This window comes from Nostoc sp., assembly GCF_054880495.1.
This window is the reverse complement of sequence record NZ_JBTYKD010000218.1, coordinates 1-24,511: the sequence shown is the minus strand read 5'-3', so window position 1 is coordinate 24,511 and position 24,511 is coordinate 1. Positions and strand designations below refer to the sequence as shown.

Below are 24,511 nucleotides of genomic sequence, written 5' to 3'. Positions count from 1 at the left end.
TTTTTACTTTCTCAAGAGAATTAATATCAGTAGACATTCTGTGTTACCTTGCACGACGATAGAATATTCCCCTGTGTCTCAGAGAGCGATGTCACACTAAAAATCTGCTGCTTCGTCTACGCTGAGTATGACGAACACTCAGTCAGATGCTCCCATTGAAGAAACTATAAAAAGCTTGGTGTTGGGTATCGTGTATCATCTTTGGGGTATTTTCTTTTCGCATTGACTTAATGACTTTGACAGTTATAGTTTTTTTAAACCTTGAAAAAATCATAAAGATTCTATGCCTCGAACCACCTCATCTCCATCCAACTCAACTAGAATAACTCCACTGGCTCTTTCCGAATTACATCTGAGATTAGAGTTTTTAGAAAAAGAACATAAATCGCTACTTAAACAGATTAAGAGAAAGCGAACGGAATTGAAGAACTTTGTTGAACAGATGCGTTCTTTAGCCACAGAAATATTTCATCAAGCTAGTCCCAGCTTCCAAAAAATGGCTGAGTTAGACCAGGATATTCATGCTCTATTTGATGAAATTTTTACTACTAGAAAGTTTGGTAAACAAACCCTCAAAAATATAGAAGCAGTTTACCTTAACCTCCAGTTAACAGGAATCATTAGTCTAAAACCCAGGAGCAAACAATCCAATAGAGAGCTAGAGGAACTATTTAACAGTTCCGCTACAGAAGAAGATTTTGCAGGAGAAACTGCTGAAGGTCGCCATCAACATTGGCAAGCACAAGAGTCTGTAGAATCTGCATCTGTAGGTAGAACAGAGGATTCTAGAAAAATTCGTCAAACATTTCTGAGGTTAGCTGAAATCTTTCACCCTGATAAGGTAAAAGACACCGAGACACAGAGATATCATACAGAAATCATGAAAGAAATCAATAAAGCCTACCAAGAAGGAGATTTGGCAAGACTTTTAGAAATCGAACGGATTCAGCAAGTCGGGGAAGTTATTGACAATAATAGCGAGGATGATTTAACTCGAAAATGTCGAACTCTAGAACAGCAAAATCAAATTCTCCTCACTCAATATGAAAACTTGAAACGAGAACTACGTTTGACAAAAAATACTCCAGAAGGAGCGATGGTTTCCGATTCTCGTCAAGCTGCTAAAAAAGGTATTGACTCTATGGCTCAGATGGTAGAAACAATAGAATCTCAAATTAACGTTGTTTCTCAGATTCGGGATTTTGTTAAGGACTTTAGAGAGCAGAAAATCACTATCAAAGACTTTCTCGGCGGACCAGCAACCCTGCACTCCTTAGACGAGGAAATTATGGAAGATATTCTTGAGCAGATGTTGTCAGAATTAATGAGATAGTAAGTGATTTTGATTAAAAATAAGAGTTTGTAGTGAATTAAAGTTAAATAGTAAGGCTAATTTTGGTAGATATCCCAGTGTTGCTTTAGATGGAGTGGTGGTATCTTTAAATCCAGCAATTAACCAAAATTGTTCACCTAGTTGAAGTTGCTCACGGAAGCCCGGCACATTCTCAGAAATGGGTAGATAAGTTTGCCAAAGTTTACACTACCGTTGTAAAAAATCGCTGCTCAAAATTGGTAATGGTGATATAGTTACTCCAATCGGTTCTGATGGGAAGCAGCCATCGGACGCAAGGGGGAAAGTCTGGTGTAAATCCAGCGCTGTCCCGCAACTGTAAACCGATTTTAGATTTTAAATTTTAAATTTTGGATTAGGAAGCCATCTGAAAATCCAAAATCTGAAATCAGAAATCCAAAATTGAGTGAGTCAGGATGCCCGCCGATTAGAATCAATTCGTTTACATAAATCTGCGAGGTACAGATTATGAAAAGAAAAAAACAGGCGTTAGTAAGTCTAACTCTGATGGCAGTTATCAGTTTTTATCTAGTAGTTGGTTTACCCAAACCCGCCTACGCCATGCACATTATGGAAGGTTTTTTACCAGTGCAATGGGCAATTTTTTGGTGGATTGTGGCATTACCATTTTTTCTACTAGGATTGCGTAGTCTCACTCGCATTACCCAAGCTAACCCGGAACTGAAACTACTGCTGGGCTTGGCTGGTGCTTTTACTTTCGTGCTGTCTGCGTTGAAAATCCCTTCCGTCACAGGTAGCTGCTCTCACCCAACAGGGACGGGGTTAGGTGCAGTGCTATTTGGCCCCCTTACTATGTCGGTTTTAGGTAGCTTAGTATTGTTGTTTCAAGCTTTGTTACTGGCGCATGGCGGCTTGACGACGCTAGGTGCAAATGCTTTTTCGATGGCGATCGCTGGCCCATTTGCAGCTTATTGGATATATAATCTGACAATCAAGTTGGGTGGTAAACAAAAAATCGCCATATTTCTAGCAGCTGCGATCGCAGATTTACTCACTTACATTATCACTTCTATCCAACTCGCCCTAGCTTTCCCTGCACCTGTTGGCGGGTTTATCGCTTCATTTACCAAATTCGCGGGAATTTTTGCCATTACTCAAGTTCCCTTAGCAATTAGTGAAGGATTGCTAACTGTGTTGGTATGGAACTGGCTGCAATCTTATAATCCTCAAGAATTGGAATTGTTGAAATTAATCAAACGGGGAAGTGGCAATGAGTCAATCTAAAAAAGGGTTGAGTAACTGGCTGTTAGTAGTAGCCGTATTAGCCTTAGCAGTTGCACCGTTAATATTTGTGCGTGGTGGAGAATTTGCTGGTTCCGATGACAAAGCAGAAATTGCTATTACTGAAATACAACCTGGATATAAACCCTGGTTTAAATCATTTTTTGAACCAGCTAGTGGTGAAATAGAAAGCTTATTATTTGCTTCGCAAGCAGCTTTAGGTGCCGGAGTAGTTGGTTTTGCAATTGGGTTGTATAAAGGACGTTCCCAACAACAAAAACGTAAAGAATGAGCCTGCAATTAGATACTTTAGCTTATACTAATCAACTGCGAGGATTACCACCAGAACATAAACTGATTTTTGCATTTACTACTCTTGCTATTTCCCTTTCTAGCCATCCGCTAGTGCAAATGTTGATGGCGCTTTGGATGGGTATTTGGACAGTTATTTATGCAAGAATTCCGGCTGGTGTTTATTTCCGTTTGTTAATGTTCACCATAGTTTTTTGTTTGACAAGTTTACCAGCGCTGATGGTGAATGAAGTTGCCATCGCCGATTTGCAAAGCGTGCAATTAGATTCGTGGTATGGACTAACTCTCGGACACTTCTATATTTATATCAGTCATAGTGGCACTATCCAAGCATTCGGAATTTTAAGCAGAGCATTAGCCTCGGTTTCTTGCCTATATTTTCTCATGCTAACTGTGCCTTTCACGGAAATCTTACAAACTCTGCATTACTTGCGATTTCCAGTGCTTTTAACCGATTTATTATTACTAATGTATCGGTTTATTTTCATCCTGTTGAACATAGCTGATGAATTGTGGACAGCACAAAATTCCCGTGGTGGCTACCGCACTTGGCGTAGTGGAATGAAAAGTTTAGCACTACTAATCGGACAACTATTACAGCGAACCTTACAACGATATAGTCAGTTTTCTCTCGGGCTGGAAGCACGGGGTTTTGTTGGTGAATTTCGAGTTTTGCATCAGAGCCGCTATCGTCCCCAAACGCGATATATCATCGAAGCAATTTGCGGCTGTGTAGGATTAATAGGATTAGAATTTTGGAGAAATGCAGGAATATTTACTCGAATTTGAGCAGGTATATTACACCTATTCAGGCGCACAGCAATCAGCTTTGAATGGTCTAACAATGAGGATTCCATCTGGTAAAAGGTGTGCCTTAATTGGTCAGAATGGTTGCGGCAAAACGACACTATTCTTATTAGCCAATGGCTTATACAAACCTGATTCTGGCGTTGTACGTTGGCGTGGTGAACCGTTAATTTATAACCGAAATTATCTTGGGAGTTTACGTCAGAAGGTGGGACTAGTATTTCAAGATCCAGAACAACAATTAGTAGCTTCTACTGTTGAAGAAGATATATCTTACGGTTTGTGTAATTTGGGTTTACCAGAACCCGAAATTCAAGATCGAGTAGAGCAAGCATTAGTTGAATTTGAACTGACTACTTTAGCAGAAAGACCAGTGCATCATCTGAGTTTAGGACAAAAGAAGCGAGTTTCTATAGCTGATGTGATGGTGTTGGAACCAGAACTGTTAGTATTGGATGAGCCAACTGCATATTTAGATATAAAACATACTCGTAACTTGATAGCAACCCTGAAAAAAATTCATCAAAATGGAACTACTTTAGTAATGGCAACCCACGATTTGGATCTAGTTTATCGTTGGGCAGATTGGGTTTTTGTCATGGATAAAGGGCGACTGATGCTAGAAGGTAAACCACAAGATGTATTTAGCCAGCGTACACTTTTAGAAGAGTTAGAGTTGGGCGTACCATTTATATATGAGATGTTATTTGATGGACTATCTGGTGAGGAAGGAGTAGTTATAGAACGAGTCCGAAAACGGATATTAGAGCTATTTCGTAATTTTTTCTGAATTAAACGTCAATAATTAAGGTAGATGGCTAACTTTTGCTTGCTCAAAGTAGCCATACACCATCTGAGAAACTTGACGAATAAAAGCTGTTGCTCTCTCGTCATTATTCGATCTTCGCACGAAAATTCCTGCTAAATAACGCTTACCTGATGGTGTTTCAATAATACCCGCATCTCCCAATACAAACCGTAGAGTGCCTGTTTTGTGAGCAATACTTGCCCCATAACCCAAACCAGACGGAAGTAAGCTTCTATTATGGCAACGAATCATCATACCTAAAACTTGAGAGCGACTGGTATCAGAAATTAACTGATTATTTGTAATCAAAGCTGACAATCGTACTAAGTCTTTCGCACTAGTTTTATTAGTTCCTTTAAAGTCTCCTAACATATTGTTAATCACAGTACTTTGTAATCCCCAAGTGCGAAACCTCTGATTTAAATTTGCCTTACCACCTAAACGATCAATAATTATATTTGTAGCGGTATTATCGCTAATAGTCATCATTTTAGTTACAGTTTCCAAAAGACTAATCTTAGTTCCCACCCGCCGATACTGCATATCTCCAGAACCACCAGTAACGTGTTTACGTTGCATCACCAATGTTTCATTTAGTTTGATTCTACCTGCATCTATTCCCTGAAACAAAGCAATTAAAATAGGATACTTAATTGTGCTAGCGGCAGAGAAAGGTTGAGCGCCATTGATATTTAAATAATCACCTGTTTCTAAGTCCATAAAAAAGATTCCCGGAGTCAGGAATCTGTTGCGAGCAATTAATGCTTTAATTGGAGTTTGTAGTTCCGATATTTCTCGTCCTAAAGGAACTATACCAGTGTATTTAGGAATACCTGTTGGGTTGAGAAAATTGCTTGAAGGAGTTGGGGGAATGAATTTCAGTTCTGGTAGTTGTAAATCTGATTGATTTCCACTCCCGCCATCTGCGCTGTCAACTTGATTCGTGTTGAGATTCGCCTTTACTGGCGACGACAGTAGAAAAATACTTGTGAGACTAAGTAATAACCAGCGTAGTTTCATGTAATGGTGTGAGGATAATGTTGGATTGACTTACAGAGATTTCCAGAGAAGTAAATGAAATCCGGATTGATTGACATAATATTCACTAAAATATCCCATGTTAATAGATATAGATAACATACATTACTGCAAGTTGAGGGATAAAAATTATGAATTAAAATCAGAATATCAAATAGATAAAATTTACATATATATATCCTATCAAGTAGTTATCTATTTATACAAATAGTAAGAGATTAAGATTGTGGTTTGAGTTTTGCTTGCAATGATTTATACATACCGATCGCGGTAAATAAAGCATCCGTAATTGAACCAATTAAAGAAGAATGCAGAATCAATAATTTTACCTATACTGTAAATTATCACAGATGGGGAAGAGTGAAAAACTACAACTTAATTAGGATACAGCAACATTCTTGAGGATGGTCATCGGGCCTTGGGCTTTGAGAATCTCCATTTCTGCTGCATTCCGCACTAGCAAAGCACCAGCGAATCCTAATGAATTCACTGAGATAGACTGGAAATGCTCCTGCGATCGCGGTACGATCAAAATCCATTCTCGTGTCGCTAGCAGATTATAAGCACCAGATTGCCTTGCATCCAAACCCACCGCATGTCGCAAGGTGCGATAAACTTCCAGTGTTGCTTGGGCTGCTGTAAACGGGGACTGCCCCCAATTGGAATTTAGTGGTGCGAAAGCGTGTACAAAAGGAAGTTTTGGTGAAGTTGCGTAGGCTTTGCCCACCGTACCCCTACTCTTAAGCAAGCTATGCGTAGCAGACACCCCAGAAGGTATTAAATTCTGAAATTGTGCTGATGTTAGCAGAGCTTCAATAGGTATCTGCGGTTCTGAAGGTACAAGTGGTAATGGCACTAATTGCAAGTGCTTGTGTCGCTGACTAGCACCTGCGGTTTTGCCACTGTTGTAAAATGCTAAACCATCGAAATCAGCTAGACATGCCCACATAGCCGTAAAATCTTCCAGGGTGAGTAAGCTTTCCTGTTCCTCGAAGCCACGGGTGATTATTAGCAGATGATAATCAACAACATTGAATTTATTTAAAATACATACATGGGTATCGGAGATATCCGCCACAAATAAATCCTTTTCGTAGGGTAAGAAAGGATTAAATTCTTGATCAGAGGTAGCAGATTGTTTTTCCTGCTTATCCTTGGCGGCTTTTTTGCGATTCAGGTTAGACAAAATCCGCACTAAAAATCGCACATTATCCTGTTCCACAAATTCAAATTCCGTCGGTATCGACAGCAACGCCCCGCATTGCAAAGCATGTTCCGTCTGCTCTTTGACACTTGTCCATAAAGTACCAGGTTTAAGTAAGATTTTACCCTGTGCCATTTTATTCCTTCAGACATGGATCAACACCAATCGGGTAGCACATCTGTGCTACCCTACGAATGACTATATTCCAATACAGTTCAGTTAAGGGACTTCCAAGAAATAAATTACTACTACTTGTGGGGTGGGCGACACGAAAGCCCAGTAACCAAAGGCTCTCGTGTCGCCCACCACACAAAAAATAGTTGGATATTTTTTTATTTGTCAGTCCCTAAGGTGGGATGCGATAAGTAAAATACCAAACCTTTCATAACAACGCAATACCTCTGCAACAAAACTGTCACAAATAATATCTACATTAGTAATACATCTAAATATCCTTCCAGACAGCAATGCAAAACGAATCTCGCGACAGAGAACACCCATCAAATAGCATTTCACATAACACTGCTGACACCAAATACCATAATCGAACACCCTGGAAAAAGGCTGCCGCCTCTCTATCGCTGGTGTTGCTGGGATCGGGTATGACATTGGCAGGCGGTTATATGGCTGGACATCCTCACCAGGTGTCTGAAAGCGCATCTAATTTGGCAGTGAGTCCAGTAAATGCCGCTCCTCCATTAGCAGCCGGTACAGATCCTAACTTTGTGATCCAGGTGGTGCAAAAGGTCGGCCCAGCCGTGGTGCGAATTGACTCTTCCCGAACTGTAAAAACCCAGATCCCAGATGAATTTAACGATCCACTTTTCCAACGTTTCTTTGGCTCTCAACTACCACAACAACAGAATCGGGTAGAACGGGGTACTGGGTCAGGTTTTATTATTAGTGCTGATGGTCGTATTCTTACCAACGCCCACGTAGTTGATGGTGCTGATACGGTAACAGTAACACTCAAGGATGGGCGTACCTTTAAAGGAAAGGTGTTAGGAAAAGATGAGTTGACCGATGTTGCTGTGGTCAAGATTCAGGCAAATAATCTACCGTTAGTAGCTTTAGGTAACTCAGATAAACTGCAACCGGGAGAATGGGCGATCGCGATCGGCAACCCCCTTGGACTAGATAATACAGTAACTACCGGAATCATTAGTGCTACCGGACGCAGTAGCAATCTAATTGGCGCTCCCGATAAGCGAGTAGAGTATATTCAAACCGACGCAGCAATTAATCCCGGTAACTCCGGTGGTCCCCTGCTAAATTACCGTGGCGAGGTAATTGCCATGAATACAGCCATTATCCAAGGGGCACAAGGATTAGGTTTTGCTATTCCTATCAATACAGCACAACGCATTTCTAGTCAACTAATAGCCACAGGCAAAGTAGAACATCCTTATTTGGGAATTCAGATGGTGGGGTTAACGCCTCAGCTAAAACAAAATATCAACTCAGATCCGAATAGCGGTTTGAGTGTGACTGAAGATAAAGGTGTATTAGTTGTGAAAGTTGTGCAAAATTCACCAGCTGCTAAAGCAGGGATACGGGCTGGTGATGTGATCGAAAAGCTTGGCGGTCAAGCAGTCACAGATGCCAGCAGTGTCCAAAAGGTAGTAGAAAATAGCCAAGTCGGGAGCGACTTACGTATGGAATTACGTCGCAATGGGCAGAATCTTAATATAGCTGTGCAACCTGGTGCTTTCCCCACGCAAGTGCAATAAAAGTTTTGCGAACAAAAGTGAATTTTCTGGGATGGGTATTGTGCCCGTCCTTTTTTTCAGGTGCGAAAGTTTAGAGCAAATTTACCCATTGCAAAGGGTGCAGACTGAAGACTTGCCTGAATTATTAGTCGCTAGAAATGCAACAAAGCCTTTAGACAAGGTTATCCTAGCTGGATTGGAGTCTTGGAAACATCGATAATTCTTGATCGTTATTTCAACTTGCATAAAAACTTAACAAGTAATTGATTATAAAAACAATAGTGGATTTATTTTAAATAGCGACAAAAGTCAGTGTTTTGGCAACATCGGCTGGGTCAAGTTCTACAAATGAACCCTAAACGCGCTAGCTAGGATTATACACAACCAATGTTGGTACTCCTAGTTTTTGTTCGACATCTGTAAATAGTTGTTCAACTTCATCTAATTGAGAAGCATCGGCAGTAAAACTGACGGCTCCAATTTTATCAGATAATGCTTTGAGCTTATCAATTTGTCGCGCTGCTAAAGCAATAGTAAAGCCTTCTTTTGCCAATAAACGGGCTAGTGAGGCACTGAGTCCACTACCAGCCCCAACAATCAATGCAATATTTGCCGTACCTTTGATTTTTTCCTCATAATTTTATACAAACTCTCACCCTATAGAGTGATTAACAATTTGTGATACACTAAAAACTACAATAAATCTATCGATAAACAGTATTTTGTAGTTCATGCACAGTATCATGGAAATTCAATCCAGATCAAGTCTGCTTGGACTCCAAAAATATATATGGGTGATCCCCAGAGCTTGAATGACGGGTTACCATAACGGGAACTAGCACCCCGTGTTCGCAAATCGTGGAATTTGTCTTTACGGGAAAGTGGGGTAGAGACTTCATCTTTACTCTGGAAGTAGTAAGGAAAACTGTTAACTAGATTATGCGATGGTCGCTCCACGAACCGCCGCAGGCATCGCTGTCTGCTCGTGATAAATGAGTAATCAGCAACATCCTCAGTAATTCACAATTTAACATGGTATAAAGGATTAACACGTGGTCAAACTAATTTTACCTATAGACCTTGCTGCCGAGATTGAGCCACATCTACCATCGGATACAAAATTTGTGCGGGTAGATAATGATGGTAATTTTGATGGTGATGCTAGTGATGCTGAAGTTTATCTCAATGGGTTCAAATTGAAGCCCACGACTCTACATAAGGTGCTAGCAGCTGCTCCTGGAATACGTTGGCAACAGACTCCTAGTGCTGGTGTGAATCACATCCTTACACCCATTTTTCTCCAATACGATATTATCCTCACTAATGGCGCGGGGGTTCATGCAATTCCCATTTCAGAATTTGTCTTAACTTTGATCCTCTATCACGCCAAGCAGTTACGGGAACTGCAAGCAGATCATGATCAACGCATATGGGAAAAAAGCTGGTTAGTACTACCAGAGTTAGCAAATTCAACTGTGTTAATTCTTGGGACTGGGAATATAGGTCAAGCGATCGCATCTCGCGCTAAAGCATTTGGAGCGAGAGTTTGGGGTGGTCGTCGTCGTCCTGAACCTCTAACAAATTTTGATAAAATCGTCGTTGGCAATGAATGGCACGCATTCTTACCAGAAGTTGACTATCTAGTTGTAGCCACACCTCTGACACCAGAAACCAAGGCCTTAATTGATGAAACAGTACTGCGATCGCTACCCAGTCATGCTTATTTAATTAATGTGGGTCGCGGTGCAGTTGTGGATGAATCAGCCTTAACTAAGGCTCTCACTGAAGGCTGGATTGCAGGTGCAGGATTAGACACAGTTTCTATTGAACCCTTACCGCCAGAAAGTCCTCTATGGTCATTACCTAACCTCTTGATTACACCCCATACTTCCGCAATTTCCCCAGCATTGAAAGAACGCATTACCGCCTTGTTTCTCGATAATTTAGAGCGTTACCGAGTCGGTCAGCCTTTAAGAAATGTAGTCAATAAGCAAGCAGGATACTAAACAAGCTCTTGACTTTTTGTCAAAATGAGCAACAGAGATATTTTTGTAGTTAGGAGAGTTTCAACCTTCTACCTGTTCTATCTCTACACCCGTTCCTTGGTCTAGTTCTATGAACTTTGGCCCGGCAATCAATACTACGATCATCATTAAAATACTCGTCACCATGATGATGCTCACCACGCTGGGATCTTCAAAATTACTTGTAGCTACTAATAATGCTGCGGCAAAATTACGTTGAGCTGTGCCTACTCCTAGCACTCGTTGGGTATCGATACCAGGGCCGCCCAAAAGATAACCGACGCTAAAGGAGAAGACTATGAAAACGGCACAAACTAAGATTGCACCTGTTTGTAATAAGCCAATGATATCGTTAGTGTGAACTATCAGCCTGACTACCAGACCTAAAAGCAATCCAGCATTAGATAATTTGAACAAAATCGGCTGGATAATGGGGGCGATCGCACTCAATTTTGCTTTGATGAATAACCCAATGATCAATGGGCTGACCATCATTAACAATAAGGGTTTGGCAATATCCCAGGAGTTAATTTGCACACCTTCCACCACTAAGGGCAATACAATCGGCATATAAAAAATTGTGCCCAGCATTAGCAACATCATTAATCCCACCGAGAAAGCTATATTGCCTTTAACTATCTGGGCAAGTTTAGGTAGTGCTGGAGGTCCTGATGCTACTGCCATGATCAGTAAGCCATCTCTTAGTGGTTCACTTAAATGTACTACTTGCAGTAGCAAATATACAAAAAGTGGCACTAGCACAAAATTTGTTAGCAGCGATGATATGACTAAGCGAAGGTTGCGGAGTGGTTCCCAAATCTGTTGTACAGTTAGACTTAACCCTGCACCCAGCATGGTGAAAACGATAAATGTGAAAAGTGCGAGTTTGTCGATTAGTGACAAGATTTCGTTCATGATTTTTTCTCACGCAGAGGGGCGGAGGGGGCGGAGGGGCGAAGAGGCAGGGGGGCAGAGGAGAATAACCAATGCCCAATCCTCAGCCCCTATTAGTTCAATTCCAGGGTGACTTGCTGTAAGTTGCCGGTGAATGCAAAGGGTGTTTGGTAAGTATCTACCGCAGGTGTGCCAGTATCTTGACCAACATCAAAGGTTCCATCTAAACCAAATCGATAGCCTACGGTTTTATCAATGCGGCCTTCCGCAACCTGTTGATCGTTGATTGAGAGCTTACCAGTACCGCCTGCCCCCGGAGCGCCACCGTCATAAGTAAAGTCAAATTTGATTTGGGATTTACCGATCGCAATTGGTTCAGAAGATTGAATGATTGTGCGATCGCTATTTAAGAAGTTGTAAGCAAAGCTGGGTTTACCTTCTTTCAAGAAGAAACTCCAACCTGCAAAACGTCCGCCTTGGGTGACTAAAACGCCTTCATTACCATCTTTGGTAACATCTACATCGGCAGTGATGCTAAAGGAGCGATTCTTAATATTGGGAGCGCTGCCTTCGGGAATCCCTGCAACAGATGTGTAATAAGTAAAGCGATTACGTCCTGTGGTTAGGTTGGAACGGGTTTTGACATCAAATCGTTGAATCAAGCGATCGTCCAAGGGCAGAACTTTGTATTTCTTTGCTTCCTTCAGAAATAGATTTTGTAGTTGCGCTAACTTGGCAGGGTTTTGCTTGGCTAAATCGTTGGCTTCACTGAAGTCTTTGGTAATATCGTATAGTTCCCAATTATCTTCATCAAAGGTGGTTTTGGAGACACGCTCCCAAGGTAAGCGTCCATGACGGGCGGCTGCTACCCAACCTTCATCGTAAATGCCACGATTGCCAAACATCTCAAAATACTGGGTTTTGTGATGGGATGGTACAGCAGGATTATCAAAGCTATAAACAAGGCTAGTACCTTCGATGGGTTGTTGTTTTACACCATTGACAACCTCTGGTTCTTCAATCCCCACAGCTTCCAGAATGGTAGGAGCAATATCAATTACATGATGGAATTGGCTCCGCAGTCCACCAGGATCTTTGATGCGGGAGGCATCGCCCCAAGCTACAACTAAACCATTGCGAGTTCCGCCGAAGTGAGAAGCAATTTGTTTTGTCCATTGGAAGGGGCTATCCACTGCCCAAGCCCAAGCTGCATGAAAATGATTGAAGGTTTTTGGCCCACCTAAATCATCTAAAGCCGCGAGAACTTCTTGAGGACTTTCTGCTACGCCATTAAAGACTTTTAATTCATTGATACTACCTGTTAAGCCGCCTTCAGCACTCGCACCATTATCGCCGGCGATGAAAAAGACTAAGGTGTTATCCAATTCACCCAGTTGATCAATTGCGTCAATGACTCTACCAATTTGTGCATCGGTATGGCTGAGGAAACCTGCAAATACTTCCGCCTGACGCGCATAAACTTTATGCTCGGTGGGAGTGAGGGAATCCCAAGCCGGGAGTTCTACGGGGCGAGGAGTCAGTTTAGTATCGGCGGGAATTACACCCAGGGCTAGCTGACGAGCAAAGATATCTTCGCGTAATTTATCCCAACCTCGATCAAATTTACCCTTATACTTGTCGATCCATTCCTTGGGCGCATGGTGTGGGGCATGGGTAGCGCCAGTGGCAAAGTAGGTAAAGAAGGGTTTATCAGGAGCGATCGCTTGTTGGGTGCGAATCCACTTAATCGCATGATCTGCTAGATCAGGGGTCAGGTGATAATCAGGGCGATTTGGTTTCTGAATATGTTGGGTATTCTCTACCAATGCCGGACTCCATTGATTGGTATCACCGCCCAGAAATCCATAGAAGTATTCAAAACCTAAGCTTGTTGGCCAGCGATCGAATGGGCCTGCCGCACTGGTTTCATAGTCCGGGGTATTGTGCCATTTGCCAAAGGCCGCCGTGTTATATCCATAGTCTCGCAATATTTCGGCGATCGTTGCCGCACTTCTAGGTAAAATCGCAGTATAACCTGGGTAGCCTGTGGCTAATTCCGTAACCACACCTGTACTCACAGAATGATGGTTGCGTCCCGTGAGCAATGCGGCTCTGGTAGGAGAGCAGAGTGCTGTGGTGTGGAATTGGTTATAACGCAATCCCCTTTCTGCTAGACGGTCTAAATTCGGCGTATCGATCAGACCGCCAAAGGTGCTGGTTTGTCCAAAACCGACATCATCAAGCAACACCAGCAACACGTTTGGTGCATTTTCTGGAGCCTTAATGGGTTTGGGGAAGTCTGGTTGGGATTCTTTGTAAGTAATGCCAATTTTGCCTTTAAAAGATGGTTGAGGTAATGGCAATTTGTCGCCATAGTCCGCCCAAGCAGGTAAAGGTAAGAGACTAGAAAATATTAGCGTCAGGGCTGTCAAAAAGGCGATCGCACCAGAAGTTAACTTGAGAGATGCATACAAAGAATCTCTCTTGTGAGGATCAGTCATACAATTTTGGATTTTGGATTTTAGATTTTGGATTTTTTTCACAGATAAATGTGGGGGCTTGATAGCGTCGAATTTTAGATTTTGGATTGACACTACAGATAAATCTCTGGGCTTGTATCACTAAGGAAGTATTTATTGGTCAGTTGTGCCATTATTGTTGCTCATCAAAGATAGTGTGCTGGAAGCCAAATTTTTAACTAGCCGAAACCCGATATGAGTAGTTCCCGTATCTGGTGATTCTGACTCCCGCGCCGCCGGACGGTAGCGGCTACAGTAATTGGGAGCGCAGAGATATGATCCCCCCTTGATTACGTGTAACTCTGATTCATCGGGCTTTTTGGGATCAAAGCTTTGATTAAAGGCAATAGGATTAATTTGATCGGATTTGCGATCGTGTCCGACTTGAAAGAAATCAGTAGTCCATTCCCACACATTGCCGGCCATATCATAGAGTCCATAACCATTGGGTGCAAAAGAACCGACGGGAGCAATGCCCAAGTGACCATCGGCTTTGGTGTTGAAAAAGGGAAAAATTCCTTGCCAAGTGTTGGCTCTATGTTCAGAATATTCATTGCCCCAAGCGTAGGTTGCACCATCCAAGCCACCACGCGCGGCGTATTCCCATTGGGCTTCGCTGGGCAGGGATTTTCCTGACCATTTGGCGTAGGCTAGGGCATCTTCGTAAGCTATGTGAACAACTGGATAGTTGGATTTGTTAGCGATTGCACTGTCTGGGCCAAAAGGATGTTGCCAATTTGCGCCAGTAGTCCAATGCCACCAACTCAGAAAGGAAACTTGCTTGACACCTGGTTTTGCGATCTCAAACACTAGGGAACCCGGTAATCGCTGCTCATCGGGTAAATCGGGAAACTGTTCTTGAGATAAGGGACGTTCCGCAACTGTCACATATCCTGTAGCTTTGACAAATTCGCTAAATTGTGCGTTTTTTACCTCATATTTATCAATACAGAAGTTAGTCACCGTTACATCTCCAGGCGATCGCTCCTCCACAAAACTGGAATTATCAGACCCCATTTTGAACGTTCCTCCTGAAATCATCGCCATACCTTGGGGACAGGGATTGACTGTGGCTGCAAATGCGGTTGCATTCATGAATAAGAGTGCGATCGCTATTCCCTGAATGAATATTAGTGTGAGAAAGTAATATTTTTTTCCATCTCTAATATTCTGATTTTTGCTACTTCTAATTGAATGCCTGTAGTTCATCAATAATATTCAACTTTGCTGAAAAATTAGATTATTTTCGATTCTAGATGAAAAATTTCCCTTTTTTTCGTAATTTTCGTTAATCTATTTTTCGCCTTATTTATTGTCGAAAAATACGGATTTTATATCAATAAATCTTCAGAAAACTTTCGATACTTCATACTAGGCATAAACTGTTAACTCTCAACTCTAATCTTCAACTAATTTACAATAAAGATGTTTATTTTTACTAAAATACTAAAAATCGATTGACTTACCGATGTTTATTCTAATATTGATAAACTACATCTTGTGAAAACATAAGTCAAGTACTATTAAGAAAACAGTTAATACATCTCAATACTTCCCTTCTGCCCTCAGCATAGCCGCCTTGTTTTGTAATATAAAGTACCTTGTCTGACACAAGTGTAATTAGCGTAGGCATCGCTATGGGGGAAAAGTCTCTGCATGATGCAGCACGAGGGATGTTCGAGCAATCTTACAGCAGTTTTCATGTATTTGAACCACATCTGTCGTAGGGGCACAGAAAAAGCTCATTGGTGTCAACTTAACGTAGAAGTTAGGCAAGGCATGCTTTCTAGGTTTCACCCTCACAAGAACAGCCCCTCTCCCAAAATTGGGAGAGGGGAGCAAATTCTCTAGTTCCCCGAATCCCAACTTGGGATTCGGGGTTAGGGGATGAGGGCAAAACGCCTTCTCAAAGCAGATTTTTTCTTAAGTTGACACCAATGAGCATTGCTGTGCCCCTACCGCGTGGTCTATTTACCTGAAAATAGCTGTAAAGTTATTTTTTTTTACTTTGTAAGGGACTTCAGCTAAAGTCCCTTTGGCACTTTCTGCATTGATATCAAAACTGCTAATGGCGGCAGTGGACTAGTACAGTATTAGTACAAAGCATCTGCGGCGACCATACCCTGTTTTCGGTCAAATTCCGTAGTATTCCCTGCCTCTCTATGGGAGTTCCCTATACAATCATCGGGGGTGGATATGGAGCGATGATCAGGCTCAACCCCATAGCCAGCCTCTTTTGTAGCCTGATAATAATGGTCGGATACACTTCGATCTGAATTTTAAGCTAGAGCTACTGCTGGTTGCTGCCAACGTCCCACCGCCTTACCAATCACTGCTAATTCTTGCATTAAGTGATCGAAATGGTCTGGTGTTAGAGATTGCGGTCCATCGGATAAAGCTTTGGCAGGGTTGGGGTGAACCTCTATCATCAGGGAATCTGTGCCAGCTGCGATCGCAGCCATTGCCATTGAAGGCACAAACTCAGACCAACCTGTACCGTGGCTGGGGTCAATCATAATTGGCAGGTGAGTCAGCTTTCGCAACACTGGCACTACTGATATATCTAATGTATTCCGAGTATACTGACGGTCAAAAGTGCGAATTCCCCGTTCACACAAGATCACATTGGCATTGCCAGCAGCCAAAATATACTCGGCTGCCATCAACCAATCTTCAATAGTAGCTGCCATTCCCCGCTTCAAGAGAACTGGTTTCGGCTGCGCTCCCACTTTTTTGAGCAAGGAAAAATTCTGCATATTCCTTGCCCCCACTTGGATCACGTCAGCAACTTCGACAATTTTATCCAGGTCAGCAGCATCCATCACTTCTGTAATAATACCTAATCCGCTAACTTCTCGCGCCTTCGCCAACAAATCCAAAGCACTCTCGCCGTGTCCTTGGAAGGCGTAAGGTGAAGTCCGAGGTTTGTATGCCCCTCCGCGCAAAAATGTGGCTCCAGCCGTCTTGACGCGCCGTGCCGTCTCCACAATCATTTCTTCATTTTCTACTGAGCAGGGACCGGCAACGACTACCAAAGGGTGGTGTTCACCAAATACCACCGCTCCATTGGGAGTATTAACCACCACTTCCGAAGCTTCGCCGTGGCGGTATTGGCGGCTGGCTCGTTTGTAAGGCTGCTCTACCCGCAACACCTGCTCAATCCAGGGGCTAACTTCCTGAACTTGTAGTGGATTTAAGCTGGCGGTTTCACCTACTAGACCAATAACTACTTTGTGTTGACCAACAATTTTTTCTGGAGTTAGCCCCCAGCTAGTTAGTTCCTCATCAATGCGGTTTATTTCCGCCTCTGGGCAACCACTTTTCATCACTATAATCATCTGAAAGTTCCTGATTAATTGAGTAAATTTTTCTGTAAATGGGCTAACTTTATTGTTGCCTATTGCCCTAATTACAAATAGTTAAAAACAAAATAAATTTATTTACAAAATATAGCGCTCAGTCAGTAGTTTTACTACTAAATAACTGGATATAGCGTATCAAAAAGATGAGCTAATTTTAATTAGCAATGTTGAAGTTATAAAATTTCAACTTCAACATTCACTTTAAAATTTACCGAATACCGCAGTTAGATAATACCTGAGCGCCGGTCATTATGAGTTTTTTTGCCGAGTTTCGCGCCAAACTGCCACCATTCGTCCCCAATTGGTGTTGAACTCACCCAAACCCAGCAAACTTCCGACTCTTTCTTCATCCCAAGAGGCAGAGAGAACGCCATAAGTTATCCCTAAAACCCCCAAACCAAATAACCCCATGTTCACCAATAAAACGGCGATGGGAGGTAGTTGGATGTCGGAGTAGATAGTAAGCAGATAGCTGACTATCAGGCTGCTAATGCCCAAAGCTGTTGGGACACCACAGAACCCAGCTACCCGTCGGATCATCCTCTGGCTGACTACTTGGGGAATAGTCATCTCTTCTTTGGTGTAAGGCGTCCTTCTATCAGCTTGTTTGCCAGATTCTTGTGGCTGTGTTGCTGGTTTACTTTGAGTTTTTGCCGGTTTTTGGCGCTTTTTGTTTGGTTCAAAGGGCAAGCGACTGCGTTCAGATTCTTTAGCAGACATAAGCGGTAGTCCCTATCCACGAATACCGAGGCGAGCAATCAAAGCTTGATACTTTTCCCGGCTTTCCTGCGATATGTAGGCTAGAAGACGCTTGCGCTGACCAATTAGCTTTAACAGTCCCCGCCGGGAAGAATGGTCTTTTTTATTTGCCTGGAGATGTTCGCTGAGGCGGTTAATGCGCTCAGTTAGCATGGCAACTTGGACATCGGACGATCCAGTGTCAGTTTCGTGAACTTGGTAGTTGGAAATTATTTCTTGTTTCCGCAGTTGCGTCAGGGCCATGATCGATTCAGTTTCTAGTTTTTCTAAATGTATGTAGCAGTCTCCCATAATATCACAGCCATCAAGCTGGATGTGGAATCACCTTTACTGCTACATTTTGTATTTTTTAATACCAAGCAATTGGTAAGTTAGACTGCCACTATACTTTGTTTCAATCCCTAATAGGGATTTTATTTGATTGCAATTATACTCTGTTTCAGTAATATCCCTAGTTATCAATGATTTATTGACAAACTACTACTGCTAAACAAATATCTTGGCTGTATAGCTTGGTAAATCAGTGACTAAACCATCTTCTCCAACTTGCACATCCGAGTTGGTGAGCCAATCTTGCCAATATTGAGCAGATGGGAAGTTGGGAATTTTATATTCATTCAGATTCTCGCCGGAGAAATTTGCCACGACAACGATATGAGAATTTTGCTCATTCCATCGGGTGTAAGCTAACACTTTGTCCTCGGCATTTTCGTAGAAAAACTGGATATTGTCACTTTGCAAGGCGAGATTCTGCTTGCGTAGAGCAATAAGTTTTTGATAATACTCAAATAAATTATGATTCTGGTCGCCTGACAACAAAGACCAATTAATCTTCTGTGGCTTAGTCACATCCTCGCTTTTTTGCTGGTATTCGCCAAACTCTTCTCCCATCCACAGCATCGGTATACCCATCGCCGTCATTAAGAGAACGGCTCCTAACTTCGCTCGCTTAAATGCGTCTGCGTCAAAGATACCGCGATCGCCTAATTCTCGTAATAGATGTTCGCGATCGTGGGTTGCCAAATAATTTATCACATTGGTAGCGATCGCATAACCCTGCTGCCTGGGATTTAAAATTTGCTTTAGTTGTTCTAATTCAAATGTTTCTCCACAAATATATGGAACTATAAAGTACCTAAAACTCTCATGCCAACAACCATCTAATGGTCCATCTGGCTGAACTACAGTGTTTGTATCAGGAATATGTTCAGCAATGTTGTAAAACTGTTTAGGTGCGGCATGGATTTTTGTTTGTTTAGCCAGCCAGTCGAGAAATTCAAAGTTAGCTAATTGGCGCACCGCATCAAAGCGAATTCCATCAATATGATACTCCTGAATCCAAAATTGCACCACATCCCCGATGTATTTCCATGCAGGCTTAACATTTAACTTTTCATCATAATTATCATAGTTAAACTCTGGCCCCCAGTAATTATCTGGATCTTCCGGATAATGCATGTGTTCATAATACCAGTAATTCCGGTCAATCAGCATTAACGGGCATTCTTCATCTGTGTGGTTATAAATTCCATCCAGAAAAACACGAATGCCTCTAGCATGACACTCATCTATTAATCGCTTTAAATCTTCTGTTGAACCGTAACTAGATTCTGTAGCAAAGAAGTGGCGCACTTTATAGCCCCAGCTATAGTTACCAGGGTATTCATTAACTGGCATTAATTCAAGTGCATTAACTCCCAATTCAACCAGATAATCTAATTTGGCAATTACCCCTAAATATTTGCCTCGTTTGTCAATCCCAACGTGATCATCAGTAAAATCTGCAACGTGCATTTCATATATGACTAATTCCCGATTGTCAGGCAACGGTTTTTCATCATATTGCCAAACATAAGTATCAATAATGCGTTGCCCATTTTTAATCCGTACCCTGCTGGATTTTTCTGTTTCATTAACATCTGTGGCATTAGGGTCAATAACATCTACCCATTCATCAAGTGCAAAATTTTGACTTTTGCTTTGTACACGAAATTTATATTGATAAATGCCGTCTTCCAGCTTTACTTGAGTGCAGAAATAACCATCTTCACTTTTTACCATTGGGATTTCTTTCCAATCAGAAAAAGACCCAATTAAAGCTGCTCCTTTGTTCCGAGGAGCAAACAATCTAAATTCAACTAAACTTCCCATTTGCATTTTTTTTATATATCTTCATGTGAGTAGTCCGTGTCACCATGTGCGAGAATACAGACATTACCCCAAGCATACGGTTAGCACCTGCTCAGGGAATCGACCTTCCTGAAACCTTTCGAGAAGGTACTTCCTTCCGAATGACCATACATCTATCTAAAGATAGACTTGGTTAAAAATAAATATGTGCTTTGAAATTTACTTAGTTTGTAAGTATTTTATAACATAGAAGACTTATTTTCTGTTGCTTCAATAAACGCCTCAAACTGGCCATTAGGTGTCCATTGAATAGCGCCATCTCGTCCTGTAAAAAATAGTTTGGTTTGGCTTTTATTCAGTTCAGATAAGGCTTTTGAATCAAAGTTGGCAGAAGAAGCGATCGCCACTTGTGGTTGCAGAGCAATAACTAAATCTTTTAATGACTCAGGAGGACACCACAGCACTTGTGGACGAGGCAAACTACCACTTTTAACTAGTTGCTGTACCTCTTTAGACTTGATATTACCTACTAATAACCAATTCTGATCTAAAATTTGCAATTGTAAGATGGGTAATTGATCGTTGATTAATTTTGCCACTATTGAACCCGTTTTCACCCCTTGACCAACTGCCAGAGCTTGGTAAGATCCCTGATACTTTTGTAATTCTTGTTGAATTGCCTGAATTGCAATGGAATTTTCTGGCTTGGGGGAATATTCATAAAAGTTTTTGATTGGTAAACGTTGCAGTAATTCCAACCAAGCATTACTTTCATTGCCTTGAAAATCAGTTGCGATCGCCCAATTTATTTGATTTACACCCTGCTGTTGCAAAAACGGTATAATTGTGAAACGTCCTGTACCTTCATCGCCGCTATTAATTACAGTTATTGTACCTCTATCTTGAACAATTACAATTGGTTCCGTACCAGATTCTAATACGGTTATCTTAAACAATGTATTTGTAGAATGCCAAAGGGGGATGAATACTAAACCAATCGCAATCACATTAGCAAACCACCAGCGCCGCTGCCACCAAGGCACTAACCAAACCAGTATAATCAGTAGATAAATCACCAGAAGTTGCCAATTAGATATGCTGCCTACAGCAACAGAATTCCCTGGCAACTTGCTAAAAAAATCCACTAGTTTAATTAGCCAATCAGTAGGGTAATGCAACACCCCAGCGAGGAAGCTTCCTGCCTCAGTCCAAATTAATGCTGCGAGCGCACTGATGATTCCACCGATACTAATGATCGAAATTAATGGAGTACTAAGCACATTCAGCAACAAACTATAAGATGGTACAACCCCAAAGACAAAAAGTTGCACAGGTAAAGTCCAAATCGTGGCAGCTAGGGGAACGGCAATCAAAGCAGCGATCGCAGGTGGTAGCCATGCTAGGCGATTGACTAATGGGGGTACTGTTACGACTAATCCCAGTGTTGCTAAAAAACTCAATTGAAAGCCTAAATCCCAAATCCATAGAGGATTAAATACTAATAACAGAGTTGCTGCTAATAGTAATGATCCGAACTGTTTTACCTTCCTTTTTAATAGCAAACCAACTAATGCCGCAAAACCCATAATTACGGCTCTGAGAACGGCAGGTTGAAAACCTGTTAAACCCAGAAAAATGATTAAAGCCAAAAAGCCAAGGGTAAATTGAGTTGCTTTTTTTGCCCGCCTTGTTAACTGTAATATCACACTCAAAATCAAAGAAGTTTGGAACCCGGAAGCTGCTAAAGCATGAGCTAATCCGGCTTGTACAAATAAGTCGCGGATATCGTAGGGTAAATCAACAGCCTTGCTCCCTAAAACCATTGCACTCACAAGAGGCCCTTCGGGGACACCTAACCAACGAACTTGCGATCGCACAATTCGCTCCCGAATTTGCCACCATCCCCATTTACGTTCCTGATCCAAAACATTTATTTGTCGCCCAATTAAACCGGCAAATGTTCCTTCTTGCTTGAGAAACTTCTGAAAGTCGAAACCACCAGGATTAGAAGCCCCCTTTGGTTTGTACAAAATCCCAGTCACAGCAATTTGTTGACTAGGGTATAACCCAGTAACTTGAAGTATAGGCACTGTCACATACAATTTTCCAGTAACCCCTTTTGGGACACTTGCTGAACCTTTTTCATTTTTGACCTCATCTAGCTGAGTCGCTTCCAGCCAAAATTGTCCCCGTTGACTGCGAGTCAAGCGAGGATTACTTACCACTTCACCGCGAACAATCACAAGTTGTTCTTGATTAGTGCTATTTCCAGGTGGGACGAACTGACTAATATCTTCTGCACCTGGTTGCGGCACTCGCCATTGAAGATATAGAGTTGCCAATAATCCCACTAGGCCAGCAGCTAGCCATATTCGAGGATGAGGAGTAGTTTGCCAAATGTTAGACACTGCCTTATTTTTGCTTCCAGCATTTTCTGGTTTCTCAGCAAGTTGCCGTGAAGTGGTGCGTCTTCTAAAAAGAATTGCTCCCACTATCCCCAGAACCAAAATCCACAGACCACCCCAAGGAACTGCTGTAAACAGCAACCCGAAAATGTAGCCAAGACAAATAATTACACCACTGGTTTGAATCATAAGATTTTTTGTAAAAGCACCTGACAAGCCGAATTTGCAGCTGACTTAAAAATAGCTAGGGCAACAATAGAGAAAAATCCGCGTTGCTGAATTTGGCTATGAAATTTAAAAATCAAATATTCCAAACTCTTATTATCTGGGACTGGAGCGCCTTTGCATGGGCTTTTCATCTCTTTAATCAGCAACGCCGAAAAATTTTTATCCTTGTGGTGAAGTATAGTCCATCAAGTTTATACAAATAAAGCCCGCACAGGCGGGCCTTATCCTTGTAGCATTAATGCTCTAGATTCAAGATTTAACAAATTCGGTGGGTTTAAGTCCCCCGGTTCCATAAAAAAGCAAGTATGTTAGGCGGAGTTTAAATCCCCCTTAGAAAACTGTACTTCCGACTTCCGACTTCCGACTTGTTTAACGGTATTTCTGACCTTTAGCAATAGCCACATCATAAAGATATACCTAGCTGAAACGCCAGTGCTGCATCGAGAAACAGAACACACAGTCCTACGTTGACCAAATATATAATTGTTTCTAGCGGACTTAAGTAGATCATTTAATTAATTTGTAGCGAATTAAACTTTACAAGACTCTGCGTACCTTTGCGTTTACTTTGCGTTCCTCTGCGTTTAAAAACGCTACGATTTAACGCAAAGCTGTAGTTAGTTGGTGTAGTCGCACCCTTTAGGATGTTGTGCTTCCTGCTGAACTCACAGTATCTTTGAGCAACGGAAAACCTAACTTCTCCCTTTGCTCAACATATAAATGAGCTACCTTCCTAGCCAAATGCCGAATCCTGGCAATATAGCGAGTTCTCTCCGTCACCGAAATTACACCTCTAGCATCCAGCAGATTGAACGTGTGCGAACACTTCATTACATAATCTAAGCTAGGTAAAACCAATCCTCGCTCCGTCAATTGGGTAGCTTCCTGCTCATACAAATTAAATAGTGTCAGTAGCAACTCAGGATTTGATGCTTCAAAATTGTAAGTACACTGCTCAATTTCTCCTTGGAGGTAAACATCACCATAAGTAATGTTGTCCGTCCAATGAATCTTAGTAATTGCTTCCACTTGCTGGAGATACATTGTCAGCCGCTCTAACCCGTATGTAATCTCAATCGACACCGGACTGCAATCAATTCCTCCACACTGTTGGAAGTAGGTAAATTGAGTAACTTCCATCCCATCTAACCATACTTCCCACCCAGTGCCCCAAGCTCCCACCGTCGCATCTTCCCAGTTATCCTCTACAAACCGAATATCATGGTCTTCAGGACGAATACCTAAAACCCTTAACGAATCAAGATAAATCTCCTGGATATTATCTGGCGACGGTTTGATTAGGACTTGATACTGATAATAGTGTTGGAAGCGGTTGGGGTTTTCGCCGTACCGTCCATCCGTCGGGCGACGACACGGTTCAACGTAGGCAACAGCCCACGGTTCCGGCCCCAATGCTCTTAAAAATGTCTGGGGATTCTTAGTACCAGCCCCCTTCTCAATATCGTAGGGCTGGGCAATAAGACAACCGCGATCGCCCCAAAACTCATGCAATAAACCTATTACCGACTGAAAATTCACGCTTCACCCTTCCTTACTCAGCACAGTGCATAAACCATTGTTGCCTACAACCCGGCACTGTGGGCAGTTTTAGGAGAATGAAAAACAGTCCAAAAAGAATTTTGGAAAAATAGTTGACAAGATAAACGAGGTTCGCTATATTGAATAAGTGCCTGAAGCGAAGCGAGAAAAAGCGACGCT

At 41.9% G+C, this 24,511-nt stretch carries 20 protein-coding genes and 1 riboswitch; of the genes, 8 read left to right on the top strand and 12 right to left on the bottom strand.

Going from position 1 to position 24,511, the window contains the following annotated elements; genetic code table 11:
- Window positions 1-283: 283 nt before the first annotated feature.
- From ACYTXL_RS19995 to ACYTXL_RS19975, 5 genes are all read left to right on the top strand, one after another.
- Window positions 284-1,333, top strand: a complete 1,050-nt coding sequence (locus tag ACYTXL_RS19995; RefSeq protein ID WP_461926258.1) for a J domain-containing protein — start codon at window positions 284-286, stop codon at window positions 1,331-1,333.
- 247 nt (window positions 1,334-1,580) lie between these two features.
- Window positions 1,581-1,793: riboswitch (cobalamin riboswitch) on the top strand.
- A gap of 26 nt (window positions 1,794-1,819) precedes the next feature.
- On the top strand, window positions 1,820-2,596 hold the full coding sequence (locus ACYTXL_RS19990; RefSeq protein ID WP_461926257.1) for an energy-coupling factor ABC transporter permease: 777 nt from the start codon (window positions 1,820-1,822) through the stop codon (window positions 2,594-2,596).
- Window positions 2,583-2,885 (top strand): energy-coupling factor ABC transporter substrate-binding protein, encoded by a 303-nt coding sequence (locus ACYTXL_RS19985; protein WP_461926256.1) that lies wholly within the window; start codon window positions 2,583-2,585, stop codon window positions 2,883-2,885. The genes ACYTXL_RS19990 and ACYTXL_RS19985 overlap by 14 nt, the downstream gene beginning before the upstream one ends.
- Window positions 2,882-3,694 (top strand): cobalt ECF transporter T component CbiQ, encoded by an 813-nt coding sequence (gene cbiQ / locus ACYTXL_RS19980; RefSeq protein ID WP_461926255.1) that lies wholly within the window; start codon window positions 2,882-2,884, stop codon window positions 3,692-3,694. The genes ACYTXL_RS19985 and cbiQ overlap by 4 nt, the downstream gene beginning before the upstream one ends.
- Entirely contained in the window at window positions 3,669-4,502 is an 834-nt protein-coding gene (locus ACYTXL_RS19975) for an energy-coupling factor ABC transporter ATP-binding protein (RefSeq protein WP_461926254.1), read from the top strand. The genes cbiQ and ACYTXL_RS19975 overlap by 26 nt, the downstream gene beginning before the upstream one ends.
- 15 nt (window positions 4,503-4,517) lie before the next feature.
- Here ACYTXL_RS19975 and ACYTXL_RS19970 read toward each other — a convergent pair whose 3' ends face one another.
- Together ACYTXL_RS19970 and ACYTXL_RS19965 are read right to left on the bottom strand one after the other, a co-directional pair.
- Window positions 4,518-5,540: a serine hydrolase gene (locus tag ACYTXL_RS19970; protein WP_461926253.1), complete on the bottom strand. Its 1,023-nt coding sequence runs from the start codon at window positions 5,538-5,540 to the stop codon at window positions 4,518-4,520.
- Window positions 5,541-5,937: 397 nt separating this feature from the next.
- Window positions 5,938-6,897 (bottom strand): ATP adenylyltransferase family protein, encoded by a 960-nt coding sequence (locus ACYTXL_RS19965; protein ID WP_461926252.1) that lies wholly within the window; start codon window positions 6,895-6,897, stop codon window positions 5,938-5,940.
- 332 nt (window positions 6,898-7,229) lie between these two features.
- Between ACYTXL_RS19965 and ACYTXL_RS19960 the strand changes: the two genes are divergently transcribed.
- On the top strand, window positions 7,230-8,492 hold the full coding sequence (locus ACYTXL_RS19960) for an HhoA/HhoB/HtrA family serine endopeptidase (RefSeq protein ID WP_461926251.1): 1,263 nt from the start codon (window positions 7,230-7,232) through the stop codon (window positions 8,490-8,492).
- 343 nt (window positions 8,493-8,835) lie between these two features.
- On the opposite strand, the gene ACYTXL_RS19955 is transcribed toward ACYTXL_RS19960, so the two are convergent.
- Window positions 8,836-9,072 carry an SDR family NAD(P)-dependent oxidoreductase gene (locus ACYTXL_RS19955; RefSeq protein WP_461926250.1) on the bottom strand — a complete coding sequence of 79 codons (237 nt, stop codon included), beginning with the start codon at window positions 9,070-9,072 and terminating at the stop codon, window positions 8,836-8,838.
- A 451-nt stretch (window positions 9,073-9,523) separates the two neighbouring features.
- Here ACYTXL_RS19955 and ACYTXL_RS19950 point away from each other — a divergent pair, with 451 nt between their 5' ends.
- Window positions 9,524-10,477: a D-2-hydroxyacid dehydrogenase gene (locus ACYTXL_RS19950; RefSeq protein ID WP_461926249.1), complete on the top strand. Its 954-nt coding sequence runs from the start codon at window positions 9,524-9,526 to the stop codon at window positions 10,475-10,477.
- A gap of 60 nt (window positions 10,478-10,537) precedes the next feature.
- On the opposite strand, the gene ACYTXL_RS19945 is transcribed toward ACYTXL_RS19950, so the two are convergent.
- The 3 genes from ACYTXL_RS19945 to ACYTXL_RS19935 all read right to left on the bottom strand — a co-directional run bounded on the left by ACYTXL_RS19945 (window position 10,538) and on the right by ACYTXL_RS19935 (window position 15,117).
- Window positions 10,538-11,410 (bottom strand): bile acid:sodium symporter family protein, encoded by an 873-nt coding sequence (locus tag ACYTXL_RS19945; RefSeq protein WP_461926248.1) that lies wholly within the window; start codon window positions 11,408-11,410, stop codon window positions 10,538-10,540.
- Between the two features lie 92 nt (window positions 11,411-11,502).
- A complete protein-coding gene (locus tag ACYTXL_RS19940) occupies window positions 11,503-13,890 on the bottom strand; it encodes an arylsulfatase (protein ID WP_461926247.1) in 2,388 nt (795 codons plus the stop codon).
- Between the two features lie 132 nt (window positions 13,891-14,022).
- Window positions 14,023-15,117: a formylglycine-generating enzyme family protein gene (locus ACYTXL_RS19935; RefSeq protein ID WP_461926246.1), complete on the bottom strand. Its 1,095-nt coding sequence runs from the start codon at window positions 15,115-15,117 to the stop codon at window positions 14,023-14,025.
- Window positions 15,118-15,509: 392 nt separating this feature from the next.
- On the opposite strand from ACYTXL_RS19935, the gene ACYTXL_RS19930 reads away from it, so the two are divergent.
- Window positions 15,510-15,635, top strand: coding sequence for a hypothetical protein (locus ACYTXL_RS19930; RefSeq protein WP_461926245.1), 126 nt, complete (start codon window positions 15,510-15,512; stop codon window positions 15,633-15,635).
- Window positions 15,636-16,187: 552 nt separating this feature from the next.
- On the opposite strand, the gene aroF is transcribed toward ACYTXL_RS19930, so the two are convergent.
- The 6 genes from aroF to glyQ all read right to left on the bottom strand — a co-directional run bounded on the left by aroF (window position 16,188) and on the right by glyQ (window position 24,331).
- Window positions 16,188-17,246, bottom strand: a complete 1,059-nt coding sequence (gene aroF, locus ACYTXL_RS19925; protein ID WP_461926244.1) for a 3-deoxy-7-phosphoheptulonate synthase — start codon at window positions 17,244-17,246, stop codon at window positions 16,188-16,190.
- 273 nt (window positions 17,247-17,519) lie between these two features.
- Window positions 17,520-17,990, bottom strand: a complete 471-nt coding sequence (locus ACYTXL_RS19920) for a photosystem II biosynthesis protein (protein WP_461926243.1) — start codon at window positions 17,988-17,990, stop codon at window positions 17,520-17,522.
- Window positions 17,991-18,002: 12 nt separating this feature from the next.
- Window positions 18,003-18,272: a 30S ribosomal protein S15 gene (gene rpsO / locus ACYTXL_RS19915; protein ID WP_196526018.1), complete on the bottom strand. Its 270-nt coding sequence runs from the start codon at window positions 18,270-18,272 to the stop codon at window positions 18,003-18,005.
- Window positions 18,273-18,515: 243 nt separating this feature from the next.
- Window positions 18,516-20,180: an alpha-amylase family glycosyl hydrolase gene (locus ACYTXL_RS19910; protein ID WP_461926242.1), complete on the bottom strand. Its 1,665-nt coding sequence runs from the start codon at window positions 20,178-20,180 to the stop codon at window positions 18,516-18,518.
- Between the two features lie 218 nt (window positions 20,181-20,398).
- Window positions 20,399-22,753 carry a ComEC/Rec2 family competence protein gene (locus tag ACYTXL_RS19905; protein WP_461926241.1) on the bottom strand — a complete coding sequence of 785 codons (2,355 nt, stop codon included), beginning with the start codon at window positions 22,751-22,753 and terminating at the stop codon, window positions 20,399-20,401.
- A 678-nt stretch (window positions 22,754-23,431) separates the two neighbouring features.
- Window positions 23,432-24,331, bottom strand: a complete 900-nt coding sequence (gene glyQ, locus ACYTXL_RS19900) for a glycine--tRNA ligase subunit alpha (RefSeq protein WP_461926240.1) — start codon at window positions 24,329-24,331, stop codon at window positions 23,432-23,434.
- Window positions 24,332-24,511: the final 180 nt, after the last annotated feature.

Bases quoted from the DNA above. Each gene is read 5' to 3' on its own strand.
- ACYTXL_RS19995 (WP_461926258.1), top strand. From the start codon at position 284: ATGCCTCGAACCACCTCATCTCCATCCAACTCAACTAGAATAACTCCA.
- ACYTXL_RS19990 (WP_461926257.1), top strand. From the start codon at position 1,820: ATGAAAAGAAAAAAACAGGCGTTAGTAAGTCTAACTCTGATGGCAGTT.
- ACYTXL_RS19985 (WP_461926256.1), top strand. From the start codon at position 2,583: ATGAGTCAATCTAAAAAAGGGTTGAGTAACTGGCTGTTAGTAGTAGCC.
- cbiQ (WP_461926255.1), top strand. From the start codon at position 2,882: ATGAGCCTGCAATTAGATACTTTAGCTTATACTAATCAACTGCGAGGA.
- ACYTXL_RS19975 (WP_461926254.1), top strand. From the start codon at position 3,669: ATGCAGGAATATTTACTCGAATTTGAGCAGGTATATTACACCTATTCA.
- ACYTXL_RS19970 (WP_461926253.1), bottom strand. From the start codon at position 5,540: ATGAAACTACGCTGGTTATTACTTAGTCTCACAAGTATTTTTCTACTG.
- ACYTXL_RS19965 (WP_461926252.1), bottom strand. From the start codon at position 6,897: ATGGCACAGGGTAAAATCTTACTTAAACCTGGTACTTTATGGACAAGT.
- ACYTXL_RS19960 (WP_461926251.1), top strand. From the start codon at position 7,230: ATGCAAAACGAATCTCGCGACAGAGAACACCCATCAAATAGCATTTCA.
- ACYTXL_RS19945 (WP_461926248.1), bottom strand. From the start codon at position 11,410: ATGAACGAAATCTTGTCACTAATCGACAAACTCGCACTTTTCACATTT.
- ACYTXL_RS19940 (WP_461926247.1), bottom strand. From the start codon at position 13,890: ATGACTGATCCTCACAAGAGAGATTCTTTGTATGCATCTCTCAAGTTA.
- ACYTXL_RS19935 (WP_461926246.1), bottom strand. From the start codon at position 15,117: ATGAACTACAGGCATTCAATTAGAAGTAGCAAAAATCAGAATATTAGA.
- aroF (WP_461926244.1), bottom strand. From the start codon at position 17,246: ATGATTATAGTGATGAAAAGTGGTTGCCCAGAGGCGGAAATAAACCGC.
- ACYTXL_RS19920 (WP_461926243.1), bottom strand. From the start codon at position 17,990: ATGTCTGCTAAAGAATCTGAACGCAGTCGCTTGCCCTTTGAACCAAAC.
- rpsO (WP_196526018.1), bottom strand. From the start codon at position 18,272: ATGGCCCTGACGCAACTGCGGAAACAAGAAATAATTTCCAACTACCAA.
- ACYTXL_RS19910 (WP_461926242.1), bottom strand. From the start codon at position 20,180: ATGGGAAGTTTAGTTGAATTTAGATTGTTTGCTCCTCGGAACAAAGGA.
- ACYTXL_RS19905 (WP_461926241.1), bottom strand. From the start codon at position 22,753: ATGATTCAAACCAGTGGTGTAATTATTTGTCTTGGCTACATTTTCGGG.